A 17,770-nucleotide genomic window follows, 5' to 3' on the forward strand; every position below is an offset into this window, starting at 1 on the left:
GCGCGACGCACCGGATACGGAGGTCAGGCGCCCGGGCGGCGCAGCCGCTCCCCGCCCGCCAGGACGGCCGTCGCCAGCGCGTGGGCGGCGGCCTGTGCCGCGGCCGGCCGGTGCCCGTGGACGAGCACGAAGTCCACCTTGCCCAGCTCCGGCAGGCCGGCCCGGTCCGGCAGCCGGACCAGGCCCGGGGGGATCAGCCGGCGGGAGTGCGCCATGACCCCGAGGCCGGCCCGGGCGGCGGCGACGAGGCCGTTGAGGCTGCCGCTCGTGCACACGATCCGCCAGTCCCGCCCCTGGGCCTCCAGGGCCTCCAGCGCGCGGGCGCGGGTGATGCCGGGCGGGGGGTACACGATCAGCGGGACCGGGCGGCCGGCCCGCAGGCGCAGCTGCTCGGAGCCGATCCACACCAGGTCGTCGCGCCACACCAGCTCACCGCGCGGATCCTGCGGGCGCCGCTTGGCCAGCACCAGGTCGAGCTTCCCGGCCGCCAGCTGCTCGTGCAGGGTGCCCGACAGCTCCACGGTCAGCTCCAGGTCCACCTCGGGATGGTCGTGGCGGAAGCCCTCCAGGATCTCCGGCAGGCGGGTGAGGACGAAGTCCTCCGAGGCGCCGAAGCGCAGCCGGCCCCGCACCCGGGTGCCGGTGAAGAACGCCGTCGCCTGCTCCTGCACCGCCAGCAGCCGGCGCGCGAAGCCCAGCATGGCCTCGCCGTCCTCGGTCAGCTCCACCGAGTGCGTGTCGCGGGAGAACAGCCGGCGGCCGGTGGCGTCCTCCAGCCGGCGCACGTGCTGGCTGACGGTGGACTGGCGCAGGCCCAGCCGCCGGGCGGCCTGCGTGAAGCTCAGCGTCTGCGCCACCGCCAGGAACGTGCGCAGGTGGGTGGGGTCGTACACGACGGCAGCCTACCGCGTGGCCATCGCGAAACGTGATGACAGTCAGAGTGGTATGGCGGATTCCCGATCAGTCGCCCCAGGAGGACGATGGACCTTCCGGGCCCGGACCCGACTCCCGCACCCGACCCGCCGGTCCCGCCCCCGTACCCGACGGACAGCATGTGGAGCACCGTGAAACGCCTGCAGTGGCCGAGCTGGATGCCGATCGACCCGTACATCGTGCTGCTGGTCGCCACGGTGGGCCTCGCCGCGCTCCTCCCGGCCCACGGCACCGGCGCCCAGGTGGCCTCCGGGGCGTCCACCGCCGCGATCGCGCTGCTGTTCTTCCTCTACGGCGCCCGGCTCTCCACCCGTGAGGCGCTGGACGGCCTGCGCCACTGGCGCCTGCACATCACCGTGCTGGCCTGCACCTTCGTCGTCTTCCCGCTGCTCGGGCTGGCCGCCCGCGCACTGGTGCCGGTGCTGCTGACCCAGCCCCTGTACCAGGGCCTGCTCTTCCTGACCCTGGTGCCGTCCACGATCCAGTCGTCGATCGCCTTCACCTCGATCGCCCGCGGAAACGTGCCCGCCGCCATCTGCGCGGGCTCGTTCTCCTCCCTCGTCGGCATCGTCGTCACCCCGCTGCTGGCGGCCGGCCTGCTCGGCAGCAGCGGCGGCGGGTTCTCCGCCGACTCGCTCGTGAAGATCGTGCTGCAGCTGCTGGTGCCGTTCCTGGCCGGGCAGCTGCTGCGCCGCTGGATCGGGGGCTTCGTCGCCCGGCACCGCACGGTCCTCGGCCTGGTCGACCGCGGCTCCATCCTGCTGGTCGTCTACACCGCGTTCAGCGAGGGCGTGACCCAGGGCATCTGGCACCAGGTCAGCGCCGTCCGGATGGGCGGTCTGCTCGTCGTCGAGGCCGCCGTGCTGGCCGTGATGCTCACCCTGACCTGGTACGGCGGCAGGGCGCTCGGCTTCGGCCGGGAGGACCGGATCGCCCTTCAGTTCGCCGGGTCCAAGAAGTCCCTGGCCTCCGGTCTGCCCATGGCGAGCGTCCTGTTCGGCGCCCATGCCTCCCTCGCCGTGCTGCCGCTGATGCTCTTCCACCAGATGCAGCTCATGGTGTGCGCGGTCATCGCCAAGCGGCGCGCCCGCGACCCGGAGACGGACCCGGGGCGATCAGCCCCGGACGCGGTCCCGGGGCAGCCGGAGCACGGGGTCCTTCGCTGACGGCCGCGCGGGCCTACGGGCGCAGGACGACCGTGCCGAGGTTGCGCCGGGCGGTGATCACCTCGTGCGCCGCCGCCGCGTCCTCCAGCGCGAACTCGCCGTGCACCGCGGGCCTCAGGACGCCGTCGGCGAACAGCCGCCACAGCTCCTGCCGCCGGCGCTCGTACAGCTCCGGCCGGTTCCGGGTGCTCGCCCCCCTGTCGGCGGCCGAACGCGAGCAGTTCATGGACCTGTTGATCCGGATTTCCGGCACGGACGGCTGACGGCGGTTAACGTTCCGTCATGACCGCAGCTCCCGTGCTCGATCCGCAGCGCACCGCACTCGTCCTCGTCGACCTGATGGACCGCATCGTCGCGCTGCCCCTGGAACCCCGCAAAGGCACCGACGTGCTCTCCGCAGCCCAGGAACTGGCGGCGGCCTTCCGCTCCGCCGGCGCGCTCGTCGTGCTGATCCGGGTCGAACGCCCCTCGGCCGCCGAACAGCCGCCCGGCAGCGCCCTGGTCGCGGGTCTGCGCAGGGACGGCGACCTGGAGGTGGTCAAGCGGACCATCGGCGGCTTCCAGGGCACGGACCTCGACGCGCGCCTGCGGGAGCGCGGCATCCGCACGCTGGTGTTCGGCGGGATCGCCACCAACCTCGGCGTCGAGTCCACCGCCCGCGCCGCCGCCGACCTCGGCTACGACCTGGTCTTCGCCGAGGACGCCATGGCCGCCTTCACCGCCGCCGAGCACGAGGCGTCGGTCCGCCTCGACTTCCCCCGGCTGGGCACCGTGACGAAGGCGGCGGACCTGGACTTCGCACACGGCTGAGCCGCCGCCCGCCCGGCGGGCGGCGGAACACGGCGTGACCCCTTCACGGCGCGGGGGCCGTTCCCCGCCGGCGGGGGTCCCTCCGGCGTGCCGCGGGCCGCCGGTCAGCCCTGCGCGGCAGCGGCCCGCAGGGTGACGCGGTCCTCGCCCGCGTACACGTTCATCGAGCCGCCCCGCAGGAAGCCCACCAGGGTCAGCCCCGTCTCGGCGGCCAGGTCCACCGCCAGCGACGACGGCGCCGACACCGCGGCCAGCACCGGGATGCCCGCCATGACCGCCTTCTGCGCCAGCTCGAACGAAGCCCGCCCCGAGACCAGCAGGATCGTCCGGGACAGCGGCAGGTCGCCGTTCTGCAGCGCGCGCCCGACCAGTTTGTCGACCGCGTTGTGCCGCCCCACGTCCTCCCGTATGTCCAGCAGCTCCCCGTCCTCGGTGAACAGGGCCGCCGCGTGCAGGCCGCCGGTCCGGTCGAACACCCGCTGGGCCTCCCTCAGCCGGTCGGGCAGGCCCGCCAGCAGTTCGGGCGTGACCCGGACCGGGGGCGTGTCGGCGATCGGCCAGCGGGCGGTCGTCCGCACGGCGTCCAGGCTGGCCTTGCCGCACAGCCCGCACGAGGAGGAGGTGTAGACGTTGCGCTCCAGGGTGAACTCGGGCAGCGCGACGCCGGGCGCGGTTCGCACGTCGACCACGTTGTAGGTGTTCGCCCCGTCCGCCGTCGCACCCGCGCAGTAGACGATGTTCATCAGGTCGGACGCCGCCGCCAGCACCCCCTCGCTCACCAGGAACCCCGCCGCCAGCGCGAAGTCGTCCCCCGGCGTGCGCATCGTGATCGCGAGAGCCTTGCCGTTCAGCCGGATCTCCAGCGGTTCCTCGGCGACGAGCGTGTCCGGCCGGGTGGAGACCGACCCGTCCCGGATCCGGAGGACCTTGCGTCGTTCCGTGACTCGTCCCATGTCCTGATCAGCCCCGGTTCTGTACGTGCTGGTGGCCGAAACGGCCCTAGATGCAGAGGTTGCCGTGGGTCACCGGGCCGTCGTGCGGCGAGGTGACCCTGACGATCTCATTGTCCTGCACATGGAGCGTGACTTGCGGCCCATGCCGCAGTGGGCGCACACCGTGGTCGTCTCCGTCTGCCGGGACTCGTCCCAGGTACCCGCCGCACGCGTCTCCAACTCAGACCGGAACGACAGCGCGCCCGCCGGGTGGCCGGCGCCGGCAAGGGTGCGGGAGCCGACAACTCGTACGCCGGTTTCCTGTGGCCTTGCCCGCCGCCGTACCCGCGAGTCACTGCTCAGACTGAGGGTCCCGCCACTCACGGAACACGAGGGGGACCCCGCCATGAACGGCTCGCGCATCACCGCCGTCGGCCACTACCAGCCCGCCCGGGTGCTCACCAACGACGACCTGGCCGGCATGGTCGACACCAGCGACGCGTGGATCCGCAGCCGGGTGGGCATCCGGACCCGGCACCTCGCCGGCCCCGACGAACCCGTCGACGAACTGGCCGCGCACGCCGCCGCCAAGGCCCTCGCCGCAGCCGGCCTCGCCCCCGGCGACATCGACCTGGTGCTCGTCGCCACCTCCACCGCGATCGACCGCTCCCCGAACACCGCCGCCCGCGTCGCCGCCCGGCTCGGCATCCCGCAGCCGGCCGCCATGGACGTCAACGTGGTCTGCGCCGGGTTCACCCACGCCCTCGCCACCGCCGACCACACGGTCCGGGCGGGCGCGGCCACCCGCGCGCTGGTCATCGGCGCCGACAAGATGTCCGAGGTCACCGACTGGACCGACCGCACCACCTGCGTCCTGGTCGGCGACGGGGCCGGGGCCGCCGTGGTCGAGGCCTGCCGGCCGGGCGAGGAGCCCGGCATCGGGCCGGTGCTGTGGGGGTCGGTGCCCCAGATGGGCAACGCCGTGCGCATCGAGGGCACGCCGCCCCGGTTCGCCCAGGAGGGGCAGAGCGTCTACCGCTGGGCCACCACGCAGCTGCCGCCCATCGCCCGGCGCGCCTGCGAGAAGGCCGGCGTCGAGCCGGCCGACCTGGCCGCGGTCGTCCTGCACCAGGCCAACCTGCGCATCATCGAGCCGCTCGCCCACAAGATCGGCGCCGTCAACGCCGTGGTCGCGCGCGACGTCACCGAGTCCGGTAACACCTCCGCGGCCAGCATCCCCCTCGCCCTGTCCAAGCTCCTGGAGCGCGGAGCGGTCCGCAGCGGCGACACGGCCCTGCTGTTCGGCTTCGGCGGCAACCTCTCCTACGCCGGGCAGGTCGTACGGTGCCCGTGACGCGACCCGGCGCCCGGATGTGACGCGGTAGACGCCCGCGCGCGGCCGGCGCGCGCCGCGGACTGCAGACGATGGACGGATACTGCCTCGTGCGTACCGCCCCGGTACCGCATGCCGAGGAGGGGGACCGCGATGTCGTCGACCGGACTGCCGCAGGGGGCCGTGCCCAGGCTGGAGCGCCCCGGCCCGCTGCGAGACCGTGTCTACCAGGCGCTGCTCGAGCTGATCGGCACCCGCGCCCTGCGGCCCGGCCGGCACCTCGTGGAGAGCGAACTCGCCGGTCACCTGGGCGTCTCCCGGCAGCCGGTGCGCGAGGCGCTGCAGCGGCTGAGCACCGAGGGCTGGGTCGACCTCAGGCCCGCCCAGGGCGCGTTCGTGCACGAGCCGACGGAGGACGAGGCCGACCAGCTCCTGACCGTCCGCACGCTCCTGGAGGCGGAGGCGGCACGGCTCGCCGCGGCCCATGCCGGCACCTCCGGCGCCGCCGCCCTGGAGGAGCTGTGTGCCGAGGGCGAGCAGGCGGTGGCGGCCGAGGACGTGCACCGCGCGGTGGCCCTCGACGCGGCCTTCCACTCCAAGGTGATGGAGCTGGCGGGCAACGCGGTGCTCGCCGAACTGGCCGCCCAGGTCGACCGGCGGGTCCGCTGGTACTGCGCGCCGGTGGCCCGGCAGCGGGGCCGGCAGTCCTGGATCGAGCACCGAGAGCTGATCACCGCGATCGCCGCCCGGGACGAACAGCGCGCCACCCACCTGATGCGCGCACACACCGAGCACACCCGGCGGTCGCACCAGGAGCGCGACGCGACCTGACCGGCCGCCGGGCAAGGCGCGACATGCGCGCACGAGGTGTCAGCCCGCTCACTCGCCGTAGCACCTGGCGCACGGATACGCAGGTGAAACGCACTCCGAAACCTTGGTATTGTTGTGCCTGTCGCCGCGGGGAACACACATCCCCGCCAGGCGGCAGACACCTGGTCCGGGTGGCGGAATGGCAGACGCGCTAGCTTGAGGTGCTAGTGCCCTTTATCGGGCGTGGGGGTTCAAGTCCCCCCTCGGACACCATGCGTCGACAAGACGATGAAGAGGGCCCCGACCTTGCGGTCGGGGCCCTCTTCGCGTGGGTCCTCAGGGGGTCGCGCTGCCGGAGACCCACTCGGTCCACGGCATGTTCCAGTCGCTGAGGCCGTTGCCCGGGGCCAGCGGGGTCTTGTCCTGGGAGTTCTTGACGACCACGATGTCGCCGATCATCGAGTTGTCGAAGAACCACGCGGCGGGCAGCCTGCCGTCGCCGCCGCCCCGGATGTCCTTCAGGCCGACGCAGCCGTGGCTGGTGTTGACCTTGCCGAAGACCGAGTCGGCGCCCCAGTAGTTGCCGTGGATGAACGTGCCCGAGTCGGTCAGGCGCATGGCGTGCGGCACGGCCTGGATGTCGTACGCGGGCTTGCCGTCCTTCGTGAGGCCGACGCTCGCACCGTTCATGTGGATCTGCCGGTACTTCTCGGAGATGACCATCCGGCCGTTGTACGTCGGGTGCTCGGCGCTGCCGGACGAGATCGGGATGGTCCTGATCGTCTTGCCGTCCCGGACGACGGTCATCTGCTTCGTCCTGGCGTCGACGGTGCTGATCTGGCTCCGGCCGATCTTGAACGTGACCGTCCGCTGGGCGCCGTGCACGTGGAGCTTGACGGTGACGGTCGAACCGGGCTTCCAGTAGTTCTCGGGGCGGAAGTCCAGGCGGGTGCCGCCGAACCAGTGGCCGACGACCCGCTGGCCGCTGCTGGAGCTGACCTGGATCTCCGACTGCACGGCGGCCTTGTCGCTGATCGCCTTGGCGAAGGTGACCGTCACCGGCATGCCCACGCCGACGGTCGAGCCGTTCTCGGGGGAGAGGTGCCCGACGAAGTCGTTGGCCGGGGAGACCGTGGTGATCGTCGCGCCTGCGCTGGCGGAGCGGCCCTGGGCGTCCACGGCCTCCGCGGCGATCTGGTACTTGGTGGCCCGCTCCAGCCGGCCGTCCGGCTTCCAGGACGTGCCGTCCGCGGCCAGGGTGCCCGGAACCTCGGTACCGGTCGCGACGGCGGTCATGGTCACCTTGGTGAGCTTGCCGTCGGTGACGCTGACGGCGACGGGGCGGTCGATCCCGACGTTGTACGCACCTTGCCCGGGCGTGAACCTGATGCGGGCGTCGGACGCGTCCTGGGTGCCCGCCTGACCCGCCGGAGCCTGCGCTTTCGGGGGGCTCCCGGCGTCGTTTCCGCCGGTGGCGGCGCCGGCGGTGCCGCCGAGGGCCGTGAGTGCGAGGACGCCGCCGAACACGCCGGCCGTGGCCATCAGCCCGGTGCGTCGTTTACGTGCCGTGATCAAACGCTTCTCCCATGCGACTGGTCGGTGGATTCCTGAGCTGGTTAACGGGGGGAGCGCAACCGGCTGCGAAAATCCACCTTTACGCATTCATTCGCCTCGAAGGTAGTGATTGTGGCGAATTACACGCACCGTCCTGGGCGCGTTCCTGGGCGGGCGGCGCACCGACTGCCCGCCCAGGCTCGTCGGGGGGTGGCCGTGGGATCAGCCGCCCTGCTCGGCGAGGACCGCCAGTTCGCGATCCACCGCACGCTGGTGCTCCACCGCCTCCTCGCGGGCCCTGCGCGGGCTCCAGCGGCCGGCCATGACGAAGATGAACGGCAGGAAGATCAGTTGGCCGGCGGCGCAGATCAGCCACCAGGTGCGCCACTGTCCGGGGCCTTGGTCCGCGGCGCTCTTCACCTGGGATCCGTAGCGTCGCAGCAGCGCCAACTGCGGCTGGGCCTTGCGCACGGTCGCCAGGTCCTTCTCCCCGACCTCGCGGGCCGCCTGGGCCGCCAGTGCCGGCGGGACCGCGTTCGGGGGGTACGCCCCGAGCTTGGCGAAGAGCCGCGGGTGCGCGTCGATGACGGCCAGAGCGGGGGCGGCCCGGACGCTTGCGGCCTTCACCTCGGCTCCGTGCTCGACCAGTGGCGTCGCCGACGTCACCACGACCGGGACGAACGCCGTGGAGACCGCGACCACCGCCCGGATGATCCATCCCCACACGGCCAGGCCGGTCGCCGTGGCGGCCGGGTTCCGCTTCTCCACGGTCTCGGTGAAGCTCGCCATCCAGGGCGCGTAGGTGACGCCGGTGAGCACACCGATGGCGACGAACAGTGCGGCGAAGGTGTAGTAACCGGTGCCCGGCTCCGTGGCGCGCAGGGCGAAGAGCGTGGTGGCCGCGAGCGAGCCGACGGCTCCGACGATCATGAACGGCTTGCGCACCCTCAGCCTGTCGGAGAGCAGCCCCGCCGCCACCAGTGCCACCGCGTTGGCCGCCCAGTACCAGTTGGCCAGCCCGTTGGTGCGCTGCTCGCTGTAGCCGAAGGTCGCGGCGAAGTAGACGACGAAGTTCCCCACGGCGCCGAAGTAGAGCAGGAGGAAGAGGCTGATGGCCGTGGCCGAGCCGACGATGTCCAGCCGCAGCATCTGCCGCCAGTGGCTCCCGGCCGCCGTCGCCGGACCCGCGCCCTTGGCTCGCGCCTCGACGAGCGCACGGTCGCGGAGGCTCACCATGATCTGGTCCCGCAGCCGGGGCGACAGCTCGCGCAGTCCCAGGAGTGCCAGTGCGAAGACGGCGAGCCCGGCCCAGCCGGAGTAGCGCAGCTCGTCCTGCCAGCCGGCGAAGGACAGGGTGCTGCTGGTGACGACGGTGACGACCAGGCTCCCGATGACCGGGCCCATGGTCCAGTAGCCCATCGCGGTGGCTCGGCCGAGCTGCGGGGAGAAGTCCCGGATCAGTGCCGGAGTGGCCACCAGCACGATGCCCTCGATGAAGCTGAGGGCGGCGAAGAGCACCAGGTAGGTGCCCTTGTCCGGGGCGTTGGGCAGGCCGAGGAGGCTGAGCAGGGCGGCCATCAGAAGCCCGTAGACCACCATGTTGGCCCGGCCCCAGCGGTCGGCGAGACCCGCGACGAGCGAGGCGAAGGCGCCGACCCCGTTGCCGATGACGCTGACCCACACGAAGTAGCCGTAGGTCATGTGGAAGTGCGTGATGATCGACGTCGCGACCGCGTACTGCACGTAGAGGGCGTAGTACAGGACGACGGTGGTCAGCACCACGATCGCCAGGTACGCCATCCGGTGTGAGGTGACGGGGTAGTGGTCCAGCTCGCGGCGCCACAGCCGGGCGGCGCGGTGGGGGGTTTCCGGTGTGCCGGCGTCGGCCGGCCCGAGGTTCGTGTCGTCGGGCGAAGCGGGCATGGCAGTCATGCGGCGGCTCCTGGAGTCGGCCCATGGGCCCGGTGGGATGTGCGCAGAGGCTAGTACCGACCAGTCGGTACGACCTAGGGGTGTGCGGGGGGATACCGAAACGTGACCTCTCAGGGCCAGGACCCGAGGCGGCCTAGGATTGCCGTCATGAGTCGTTGGGAGCAGCTCACCGGGGGAACGTCCGGACAGGACTACGCCGCGCGGTTCGCGGCGCTGGCTGGCAGCGGGAAGGACGTGCACGGCGAGGCGCGGTTCTGCGCGGCGCTCGTGCCTCCCGGAGCGCGGGTGCTGGACGCGGGGTGCGGCACCGGACGCGTCATGATCCGGCTCGCGGAGCTGGGGTACGACTGCGTCGGCGTGGACCTCGACGCCTCGATGCTGGCGGAGGCGCGCAGGCAGGCCCCTGCGCTCCCGTGGTTCCAGACCGATCTGGCCGGGTTCGACCCGGCCCTGCTCGGCATCGCCGCCGACTTCGAGCTCGTCGTCGCCGCGGGCAACGTCTTCCCGCTGCTCGCCGCCGGTACCGAGGCCACCGTGGTCGGGCGCCTGGCCGCGTCCCTGCGCCCGGGCGGCCTGCTCGTCGCCGGCTTCGGCCTGGACGAGGCCCACCTGCCGGTGCCGCCCGGCATCACCCTGCCGCAGTACGACGACTGCTGCGCCTCGGCCGGCCTCACCCTCGTCGACCGCTTCGCCACCTGGGACGCCGACCCCTACACCGGCGGCGGATACGCCGTCAGCGTCCACCGCCGCTGACCGATGAGTTTCCGGGGCCCCCGGAGTCTGACCCTCGTTGTCGGCAATACCGGAGGAAAACATGAGTCAGCTGCTGAGGGTGCAGAACTTCAACGTCTCGAGTGACGGGATCGCCGCCGGCGAGGACCAGACCCTCGAGAGGCCGTTCGGCCATGTCGATCCGGCGAGGCTGTTCGCCTGGGCCGGTGCCACGGCGAGCTGGCCGATGCGCACCGAGCCCGGCGGCAGCCGGGGCCTCGACGACTACCTGACCCGGGACTTCGCGCGCAACATCGGCGCCGAGATCATGGGCCGCAACAAGTTCGGCCCCCAGCGCGGCCCCTGGACCGACCACGACTGGCGCGGCTGGTGGGGTGACGAGCCGCCGTTCCACACCCCGGTGTTCGTCATGACCCACCACAAGCGGCCCTCGTTCACGCTGTCCGACACCACGTTCCACTTCGTCGACGGCAGCCCGGCCGCCGTCCTTCAGCAGGCCCGGGAGGCGGCGCAGGGCAAGGACGTCCGGCTCGGCGGCGGGGTCACCACCATCCGGCAGTTCCTCGACGCCGACCTCGTCGACACCCTGCACGTGGCGGTCTCACCGGTGAAGCTCGGGTCGGGACTGCGCCTCTGGGAGTCCCCCGACGAGCTGCTCGACCGGTTCCACCTGGACGTCGTGCCCAGCCCGAGCGGCGTGACGCACCACCTGTTCTGGCGCAAGTGACGGTGGGCGGCGACAGCGGGACCGGGGCGCTCCTCAGGGTGCTGGACGGGCAGCGGCGCCACGTCCTCGGCATCCTCGACGGGCTCGACGACAAGGCCCTGCGGCGACCCGTGCTGCCCTCCGGATGGCACTGCCTGGGGCTGGTCCAGCACCTGACACTGGACGTCGAGCGGTTCTGGTTCCGTGCGGTCGCCGCCGGGAACGAGGAGGTCATCCGCGGCCTGACGAGCGGCGACGAGGCATGGCAGGTGGCCCCGGACGTGCCGGCCGTCGACGTGCTCGACCGGTACCGGCAGGAGGCGGAGCTCGCCGACGCCGTCGTCACCACCACTCCCGGGGACACCGCCCTGGCCTGGTGGCCCCACGACCTGTTCGGCGAACCCCATCTGCACACTCTGCGGGACGTCCTGCTGCACGTCATCACCGAGACCGCCTGCCACGCCGGCCACCTCGACGCGGCTCGCGAACTCCTCGACGGCCGCCGCTGGCTGGTCCTGACCTGACGCGGCCGCCCGCCGAGACGTCCTGAACGCAGTAACGCTTCACCGCGAAGGAAGCGCGGCGGGGATCCGCTCCAGGACCCCGCCCGCGAAGACGTCGTACAGCGGCAGCGTCTCCAGGTGGACGTAGCCGATGTGGCAGTCGCAGACGGCCAGGGGGCAGGCGCGGGGGCGCAGGGCCCGCCGGTAGGAGCCGTCGTACAGGTTGCCCAGCTCCGACCGTACGAAGTGGCACCGTCGCACCGTGCCCTCGCCGTCCACCGATATGACGGACTCTCCCGTACGGCAGGGCAGGCCCGCGCTGCGGTGCGGGTGGCGGCTGTACGGGAAGAGCGGGTCGAGGGCGGTCCACCGGTCGGCCTCGGCGTCGGTGTAGGTGTGGCCCTCGGCGGCGTTGACCCACAGGTAGACCTCGGAGGGCAGGTCGGCGCGCAGGCGGCGCGCGGACTCCAGGTGCTCGGGGAGGCCGACGACGCCGACGCTGTGGCGGACCCCGCGGGCGGCCAGGTCCCGGCACTTGGCCACGAAGCGCTCGTACGGTGTCTGCCCGGGGTGGAAGGTGCACCACAGGGCGAGGGTGTCCAGGTCGGCCGTGTCCAGCCAGTCCGTGCGGCAGCTGAGGTTGGTCTGGATCGCGACACGGCGGACGTGCGGCAGCCGGCTCAGCTCCGCCAGCGTACGCCGGTACCAGGAGCGCACCAGGCCCTCGCCCCACGGCGTGAACAGCAGCGAGAGCCGGTCGTCCCGCTGCGCGGCCGCCCAGTCGGCGAACCGCTCGAGCGCGGCGCGGTCGGCGGCCAGCTCGGCGCGGCTGTCGCGGCGCTTGGCGAAGGGGCAGTACGGGCAGTCGTAGTCGCACGACGCCAGCGGGCCGCGGTAGAGGATCGTCAGGTCCATGGGGCTTCCGTCACTTGAGTTCGTACGCGGCCATGCGCTCGCGCACGGCGGCGGAGAACAGTTCGGGGCCCAGCGCGTCGGAGTGGGCCAGGCCCTCGGGGGAGAGCCGCAGCAGCTCCGGGCCGGCGGAGTCGTCCAGCCAGCCCAGGAGGCGGAACCGGTCCAGCTCGCCGGCGAAGTCGTCGCCGGGCGCGGCGCCGAAACGGGACCGGTACTCCGCGACCGGCATGCCCTCGGCCTGCAGCAGCGACTGCAGGAGATGGCGGCGCCGGGACTCGTCCCCGGTCATCTCCCAGCCGAAGTCGGCGTGGCGGAACTCGTCGGCCGAGCGGGCCGTGTACGCGTCGATGATCCCGCGTATGCGGTGCATGTCCACCGCGTAGTCGAAGGAGTAGTGCAGCGCGGAGGTGTACGAGCGGGCGCCGCAGCCGAGACCCACCATGCCGTCGGTCTGGCACGCGTAGTCGTCGCCGCCGGTGGCGGGGGCGCCGGTACGGCGGAACATGCGCATCGACACCTGCTCGTAGCCGTGCGCGAGCAGGTGGTCGCGGCCGTGCCGGTACAGCCGCAGCCGCTGCTCGTCCCACGCGGCCTCGCCGGCCGCCCGGTCGCGGTGCCGGCCGAGACCGGTGAGCGGCCGCACGTACAGGGGGTACAGGTACAGCTCCTCGGGCCGCCAGGCCAGGGCCGCGTCCAGGGAACGGGTCCAGGACTCCTCGGTCTGGCCGTCGATGCCGTAGATCAGGTCGATGTTGAGAACGGGGATGCCGGCGTCGCGGATCCGGGCGAGGGCGGCCTCGACGTCCGCCCGGCGCTGCGGACGTACGGCCGTGCGCGCCTCGGCGTCGACGAAACTCTGCACGCCCAGGCTCAGCCGGGTGGCGCCGCGGGCGGCCAGCACGGCCAGCCGGTCGGCGGTCGCCGTGGCGGGGGAGGCCTCCACCGACAGCGGGATCGCGCTCAGGTCGGCGCCCAGGCCCTGCTCGGCCAGGTCGCACAGCCGCTCCAGCTCCGGGGCCTCCAGGAAGGTCGGCGTGCCGCCGCCGAACGCCGCGTTCGCGAACCGTGCCCCCTCGCCCAGCGCCTCGCGCACGGCGCCCGCCTGCCGCTCCAGGGCGTCCAGGTAGGCGGTGGCCAGGCCGTCCGGCGCCCCGATGCGGGTGAACAGGTTGCAGAAGCCGCAGCGCACCTCGCAGAAGGGGATGTGGAAGTAGAGCGAGAGGGCGTCCTTCGGCTCGTCCGCCCACAGCGCCCGCAGGGACGCGTGCGCGCGGTCCAGCGGACGGTACGCGGTCTTGTGCGGATAGGCGTAGACGTACTGGCCGTAGGGGCGCACGGCGGGCGTGGCCGCCGCTTCGGTGCCGGTCACGGTGCTGGTCATCGGTCCTCGCCGAGGAAGGGGCCGGAAGAGGGTGCGGCGGCGGAGTCGCGGGAGGACTCGAGGAAGAAGTGGGCGTAGGGCACGGTCCAGACGACGTCGTGGCCGATCCGGTGGCCCGTGTAGCCGTCCTCGCCGTACGCGGTGCCGTGGTCGGAGCACACGATGGCGAAGCACGGGCGGCGGCCGGCCGCGGCCGCCAGGAGCCGTCCCATGTGCCGGTCCACGTACTCCAGCGCCGCGGCGTGGCTGGCCCGCGTGTCGCCCGCCTCGCGGGTGGCCCCGGGCAGGTGGAACCAGTTGGGCTGGTGCAGGGACGCCACGTTCACGAAGAGGAACAGCCGCTGCTCCGCGGGCAGGCCGGCGATCACCTTCTCGGCGCAGGCCACCTGCGCCTCGAACGAGGTCGGGGAGGTCACCCCGAACTCCGGCTCCCAGTGGCTCTCCTGGAACATTCCGGGCAGGACGGAGCCCAGCGGGGCCTGCTTGTTGAAGAAGCCCACCCCGCCGATGCAGACGGTGCGGTAACCCACGGCGGCCAGACCCGAGACCAGGTCGGCGGTGTCGTGGACGAAGGTGCCGCCCGCGGTGGACTCACTGCCCGCGAAACGGGCGGCGAAGAGCCGTGGATGCGGGCCCGGCGCGGCCGGCGTCGGCAGGAAGCCCGCGAACATCGCCTGGTGGGAGGCGTACGTGAAGCTGCCGGGGGCGTGCCGGCGCTCCCAGGCGCCGCCGGGCAGGTGCCGGGCCAGGTTCGGTATGCGGCCGGCCGCCGCCAGCTCCTGCGCCACGTCGTAGCGAAGGGTGTCGAGCGTGACCAGCAGCAGGTCGTGGCTGCCCACGACCTCGTTCATGTCAGGCGGCGGTGTCGTGGTGCTGCCTGGCGTGGCGGTGCGTGTGGTGCGTGTCATGGTGGTGCTCCTAGCGTTCCGCTCGCCGTGCGGCGGCCGGTGCCGCGGCGACCTGCGCGGCGTAGGTGTCCAGGCCCTCGGCGCCGCTGCCGGGCAGGCCGGTGAGGCGGGGCAGCAGATCCCCGAAGGCGTTCACTTCCCCGACGGTGAACCGGCGCCATCCGGTGGACGGCAGGATGTCCACGCCGACACACAGCATGCCCGGGAAGCACGCGGCCGCCCGCTCGGCGGTCTCCAGGACGCCGGCGAAGTCGCCTCCCGCGGCCCGGATCGCCGCGCGCGCCGTCTCCACATCACCGCGGGCGCCACCGAGGTGCAAATTCGTCATGGGGTGCCGGCTGGTCCGTACGACGGCGTGCGTGGCGCGTCCCGCGACGACGACCACGCGCAGGTCGGCGGCCCGGCCACCCTGCGAGGCCTTGGGCAGCCACCGCTCGACGTGGATCCCGTCCGGGACCAGGGCGTCGACGAGGGCGGCGACCTCGGTCTCCGAGGTGTGGTGGCGCACCCGGAGGGAGTTGTACAGGCGGCCGTCCGGAGCGGTCTCCACCGAGGTCGTCGCCTTGATCCGGCCGGGGCCCGCCACCGACAGCGCCACGACCCCGGAGGCAGACGAGCCGTGCGCCGGCTTCACGAACGCCCGGGAGAAGCGGGCCGCGCTCAGCCGCTCCCTGAGTGTGTCCCAGCCGTCGACCGGACCCGTCAGGGCCGGTGGGACCGGGACCCCCGCCGCGGCGAGCCGGGCATGGCAGCGCCGCTTGTCGAACAGGACCGCGACCTCCTCCGGGTCCGCGGACACCAGCGCGCCCGCACGGCGCGCCTCCCCCGTCACCTCCCGGACCGCTGCGGTGAAACGGCGGTGCCACAGGGCCGTCCCCTCGACCCGGGTGGGGTCGTCGGTGTCCCGCAGCAGCCGGTCCACCTCCGCGTCCTCTCCGGGGGAGTCGATCCGGACGAACTCGCCCGGCGCGAAGGCGTACCGCCCGCGCAGCACGTCCCGCCACGCGAGCACCCGGGGCGCCGGGTGGCCCGCCGCCCGCACGGCGTCGGCGAACATCGTCGTGCGCCGGTTCCCGGGGTTGCCGACGACCGCGAACCGCAGTCCGGGACCGGGCACCGGGGCGTCCGGGCCGCGGCCGGGCGCCGTGCTACTCGGAGACAGCGACATAGCGCCACTCCTCGTCCCGCCAGCGGTGCGGAGTCTGGTGCTCGGAGAGGTCCACCTCGGTCCCGGCGGCACCGACGGCCGTACGGATCCGGTCGGCCATGGTCTCGCTGAGGAAGTGGTGGTGCAGGTCCAGCCGCTTCAGATGGGTCAGCGGCTGGCCGGCGAGCAGGGCCCCGGCACCGGTGTCGGTGAGGGTGCCCATGGACAGGCTGAGCGAATCCAGTTGGGCGACGACCGGTGCCGAGGCGACCGCCGCCGCGATCTCGTCCTGCAACTCGCTGTCCTGGAGCCCCAGCTGGCGAAGTGCCGGGAAGCGTCCCCCGGCCAGCAGCGGTGCGAGGTCGGCCACCGTCGCGTCGCCCCCGTACCGCGACACACCGAGCCACAGCTCCAGGTGCTCCAGGGCGGGCAGTTCACTGGCGCCGACCGCCCGCACCACCTGACCCGGCAGGCCGCCCGACTCGAACCGCAGCACGCGCAGCGCGTCGTGGCGCACCGGGCGCAGCGACAGCGGCTCCTCGCCCAGTCCCTGGGAGTCCCCGCCGCGCACGGCGAACTCCTCCAGCAGGGGGAAGGCCTCCAGGACGGGGGTGACGTCGGTGAGCTGCAGCCAGGAGATCTCGCACTCCTCGCCGGTGACGTCGGCGAGGAACAGCGCGCGCAGCGCGGGGAAGCGCGGCGCGTCGGCCACGATCAGCTCCAGCGCCGGACGCAGCTCGCCGTACTCGTCGTCCCACCAGGGCCCGACGACGAGGGCCCGCACCTCCGTGCTGGGCACCCGGTCCGTGAAGCCGCGCCACAGCTCGGGGAACGGCAGCTCCCCGGCCGCGAAGCAGTCCAGCCGCCAGGCCACGGCGTCCGCGGCCGGAAGCTCCTCGTCGTCGGGCTCGGGCAGGGTGTGGACGGGCAGCCCGTGGAACGTGTCGAAGTGATCGGCGAAGGTCATGACGGCCTCACTCCGCGACGGCGGTGAAGCGGTGGACGACGCCGTCGTCCTCCCACAGGTCACCGGGCTCGGACAGGTCGATCTCGACGCCGGACGGCTCCAGCGCCGCCCGGATCCGCCCGCCCACCGGCTCGGTGACGAAGTTGTGGTGCAGGTCGAGCCGGGTCAGGTGGGTCAGCGGCTGGCCGCCGAGCAGCGCCGTCACGCCCTCGTCGGTGAGCACTCCCAGGGACAGGTCGAGCGACGTCAACTGGGCGACGACCGGTGCCGCGGCGACGGCCGCGGCGATCTCGTCCTGGATCTCGCTGTTGCGCAGGCCGAGATGGCGCAGTGCCGGGAAGCGTCCCCCGGCCAGCAGCGGCGCGAGGTCGGCCACCGTCGCGTCGCCGCCGTACTCCTGCACGCCGAGCCATATGTCGAGGTGCTCCAGCGCGGGGAGTTCGCTGGCGGCGACACCGCGCACGACCTCGCCGGGCAGGCCGCCGGCCTCGAAGCGCAGCACGCGCAGGTGCTTGTGCGCGACCGCCGGGAAGCGCAGCCCGGTGCCGCCGCGGACCCCGAACTCCTCCAGCAGCGGGTAGGCGTCGAGGACCGGGGTGACGTCGGACTGCTCGATCCAGGAGATCTCCGCCTCCTCCATCTCCAGGTCCCCGACGAACACGGCCCGCAGGGCGGTCAGCCGGTCCCGGGCGTCGACCAGGAGCCGCACGATGTCACCGGAGTCGTTGTCGTACGCCTCACCCCACTGACCCACGACGATCGCGCGGACACCGGCGCAGTCCACCGAGCCGAGGAAGCGGTCCCACAGATCGCCGAACCCCTCCTCGTCGTTCTCGTAAGGGTCGACGGCCAGCCGCCAGGCCACGGCGCCGGCCTCCGGCAGGTCCCGCTGCTCCCCGGGTGCGGGGAAGTCGAAGGCCGGCAGGCCGTGCAGTTCCTGCAGGTGCTGGACATGGGACATGGCGCTGGCCTCCTGGGACCCGGACACGGTGAGTTGCTCGCCCGAGATTTCTACCAAGCGGCTCTGACAACGCCGGTGAC

The 17,770-nt window shown here is 73.0% G+C and carries 17 protein-coding genes, 1 tRNA gene and 2 pseudogenes; 8 read left to right on the forward strand and 12 right to left on the reverse strand.

The window, feature by feature from the left end:
• Positions 1 to 23: 23 nt before the first annotated feature.
• Positions 24 to 893: a LysR substrate-binding domain-containing protein gene (locus tag AQJ66_RS03990; protein ID WP_061916373.1), complete on the reverse strand. Its 870-nt coding sequence runs from the start codon at positions 891 to 893 to the stop codon at positions 24 to 26.
• Between the two features lie 171 nt (positions 894 to 1,064).
• Here AQJ66_RS03990 and AQJ66_RS03995 point away from each other — a divergent pair, with 171 nt between their 5' ends.
• Complete coding sequence (locus AQJ66_RS03995) at positions 1,065 to 2,099, forward strand: bile acid:sodium symporter family protein (protein ID WP_061916764.1); 1,035 nt, start codon at positions 1,065 to 1,067, stop codon at positions 2,097 to 2,099.
• Positions 2,100 to 2,112: 13 nt separating this feature from the next.
• Here AQJ66_RS03995 and AQJ66_RS04000 read toward each other — a convergent pair.
• A pseudogene (locus AQJ66_RS04000) lies at positions 2,113 to 2,283 on the reverse strand (zinc-binding dehydrogenase); the annotation flags it as partial.
• Positions 2,284 to 2,381: 98 nt separating this feature from the next.
• Between AQJ66_RS04000 and AQJ66_RS04005 the strand changes: the two are divergent.
• The gene (locus AQJ66_RS04005; RefSeq protein ID WP_208611271.1) at positions 2,382 to 2,909 is read left to right on the forward strand and encodes an isochorismatase family protein; all 528 of its coding nucleotides are present in this window, start codon (positions 2,382 to 2,384) and stop codon (positions 2,907 to 2,909) included.
• Positions 2,910 to 3,013: 104 nt separating this feature from the next.
• Here the strand turns inward: AQJ66_RS04005 and fdhD are convergent, their stop codons facing one another.
• Positions 3,014 to 3,862 (reverse strand): formate dehydrogenase accessory sulfurtransferase FdhD, encoded by an 849-nt coding sequence (gene fdhD, locus AQJ66_RS04010; protein WP_061916381.1) that lies wholly within the window; start codon positions 3,860 to 3,862, stop codon positions 3,014 to 3,016.
• A gap of 46 nt (positions 3,863 to 3,908) precedes the next feature.
• Positions 3,909 to 4,111: pseudogene (locus AQJ66_RS36925) on the reverse strand (2Fe-2S iron-sulfur cluster-binding protein); the annotation flags it as partial.
• Between the two features lie 136 nt (positions 4,112 to 4,247).
• Here AQJ66_RS36925 and AQJ66_RS04015 point away from each other — a divergent pair.
• The 3 genes from AQJ66_RS04015 to AQJ66_RS04025 all read left to right on the forward strand — a co-directional run bounded on the left by AQJ66_RS04015 (position 4,248) and on the right by AQJ66_RS04025 (position 6,257).
• The gene (locus tag AQJ66_RS04015) at positions 4,248 to 5,195 is read left to right on the forward strand and encodes a beta-ketoacyl-ACP synthase III (protein WP_061916384.1); all 948 of its coding nucleotides are present in this window, start codon (positions 4,248 to 4,250) and stop codon (positions 5,193 to 5,195) included.
• A 132-nt stretch (positions 5,196 to 5,327) separates the two neighbouring features.
• Positions 5,328 to 6,005, forward strand: a complete 678-nt coding sequence (locus AQJ66_RS04020) for a GntR family transcriptional regulator (RefSeq protein WP_061916388.1) — start codon at positions 5,328 to 5,330, stop codon at positions 6,003 to 6,005.
• Positions 6,006 to 6,169: 164 nt separating this feature from the next.
• A tRNA-Leu gene (locus AQJ66_RS04025) sits at positions 6,170 to 6,257 on the forward strand.
• A 63-nt stretch (positions 6,258 to 6,320) separates the two neighbouring features.
• On the opposite strand, the gene AQJ66_RS04030 is transcribed toward AQJ66_RS04025, so the two are convergent.
• Both AQJ66_RS04030 and AQJ66_RS04035 read right to left on the reverse strand, forming a co-directional pair.
• Positions 6,321 to 7,526, reverse strand: a complete 1,206-nt coding sequence (locus AQJ66_RS04030) for a L,D-transpeptidase (RefSeq protein WP_244162741.1) — start codon at positions 7,524 to 7,526, stop codon at positions 6,321 to 6,323.
• Positions 7,527 to 7,760: 234 nt separating this feature from the next.
• Entirely contained in the window at positions 7,761 to 9,470 is a 1,710-nt protein-coding gene (locus AQJ66_RS04035; RefSeq protein WP_244162733.1) for an MFS transporter, read from the reverse strand.
• Between the two features lie 147 nt (positions 9,471 to 9,617).
• Here AQJ66_RS04035 and AQJ66_RS04040 point away from each other — a divergent pair, with 147 nt between their 5' ends.
• The 3 genes from AQJ66_RS04040 (at position 9,618) to AQJ66_RS04050 (ending at position 11,432) form a co-directional block, all read left to right on the forward strand.
• A complete protein-coding gene (locus AQJ66_RS04040) occupies positions 9,618 to 10,223 on the forward strand; it encodes a class I SAM-dependent methyltransferase (protein ID WP_061916396.1) in 606 nt (201 codons plus the stop codon).
• A gap of 61 nt (positions 10,224 to 10,284) precedes the next feature.
• Positions 10,285 to 10,929, forward strand: coding sequence for a dihydrofolate reductase family protein (locus AQJ66_RS04045; protein ID WP_061916400.1), 645 nt, complete (start codon positions 10,285 to 10,287; stop codon positions 10,927 to 10,929).
• Complete coding sequence (locus AQJ66_RS04050) at positions 10,926 to 11,432, forward strand: DinB family protein (RefSeq protein WP_061916403.1); 507 nt, start codon at positions 10,926 to 10,928, stop codon at positions 11,430 to 11,432. The genes AQJ66_RS04045 and AQJ66_RS04050 overlap by 4 nt, the downstream gene beginning before the upstream one ends.
• A 39-nt stretch (positions 11,433 to 11,471) precedes the next feature.
• On the opposite strand, the gene AQJ66_RS04055 is transcribed toward AQJ66_RS04050, so the two are convergent.
• From AQJ66_RS04055 to AQJ66_RS04080, 6 genes are all read right to left on the reverse strand, one after another.
• Positions 11,472 to 12,326 (reverse strand): STM4011 family radical SAM protein, encoded by an 855-nt coding sequence (locus tag AQJ66_RS04055; protein ID WP_061916405.1) that lies wholly within the window; start codon positions 12,324 to 12,326, stop codon positions 11,472 to 11,474.
• Between the two features lie 10 nt (positions 12,327 to 12,336).
• Positions 12,337 to 13,707, reverse strand: a complete 1,371-nt coding sequence (locus tag AQJ66_RS04060) for an STM4012 family radical SAM protein (protein ID WP_061916408.1) — start codon at positions 13,705 to 13,707, stop codon at positions 12,337 to 12,339.
• Positions 13,704 to 14,558 carry an STM4013/SEN3800 family hydrolase gene (locus tag AQJ66_RS04065; protein ID WP_061916411.1) on the reverse strand — a complete coding sequence of 285 codons (855 nt, stop codon included), beginning with the start codon at positions 14,556 to 14,558 and terminating at the stop codon, positions 13,704 to 13,706. The genes AQJ66_RS04060 and AQJ66_RS04065 overlap by 4 nt, the downstream gene beginning before the upstream one ends.
• A 67-nt stretch (positions 14,559 to 14,625) precedes the next feature.
• On the reverse strand, positions 14,626 to 15,783 hold the full coding sequence (locus AQJ66_RS04070; RefSeq protein ID WP_061916414.1) for an STM4014 family protein: 1,158 nt from the start codon (positions 15,781 to 15,783) through the stop codon (positions 14,626 to 14,628).
• Entirely contained in the window at positions 15,764 to 16,729 is a 966-nt protein-coding gene (locus AQJ66_RS04075) for an STM4015 family protein (RefSeq protein WP_061916417.1), read from the reverse strand. The genes AQJ66_RS04070 and AQJ66_RS04075 overlap by 20 nt, the downstream gene beginning before the upstream one ends.
• Before the next feature lie 7 nt (positions 16,730 to 16,736).
• Positions 16,737 to 17,690, reverse strand: coding sequence for an STM4015 family protein (locus AQJ66_RS04080; protein ID WP_061916420.1), 954 nt, complete (start codon positions 17,688 to 17,690; stop codon positions 16,737 to 16,739).
• Positions 17,691 to 17,770 lie beyond the last annotated feature (80 nt).

Source organism: Streptomyces bungoensis (assembly GCF_001514215.1).
Taxonomy (GTDB): domain Bacteria; phylum Actinomycetota; class Actinomycetes; order Streptomycetales; family Streptomycetaceae; genus Streptomyces; species Streptomyces bungoensis.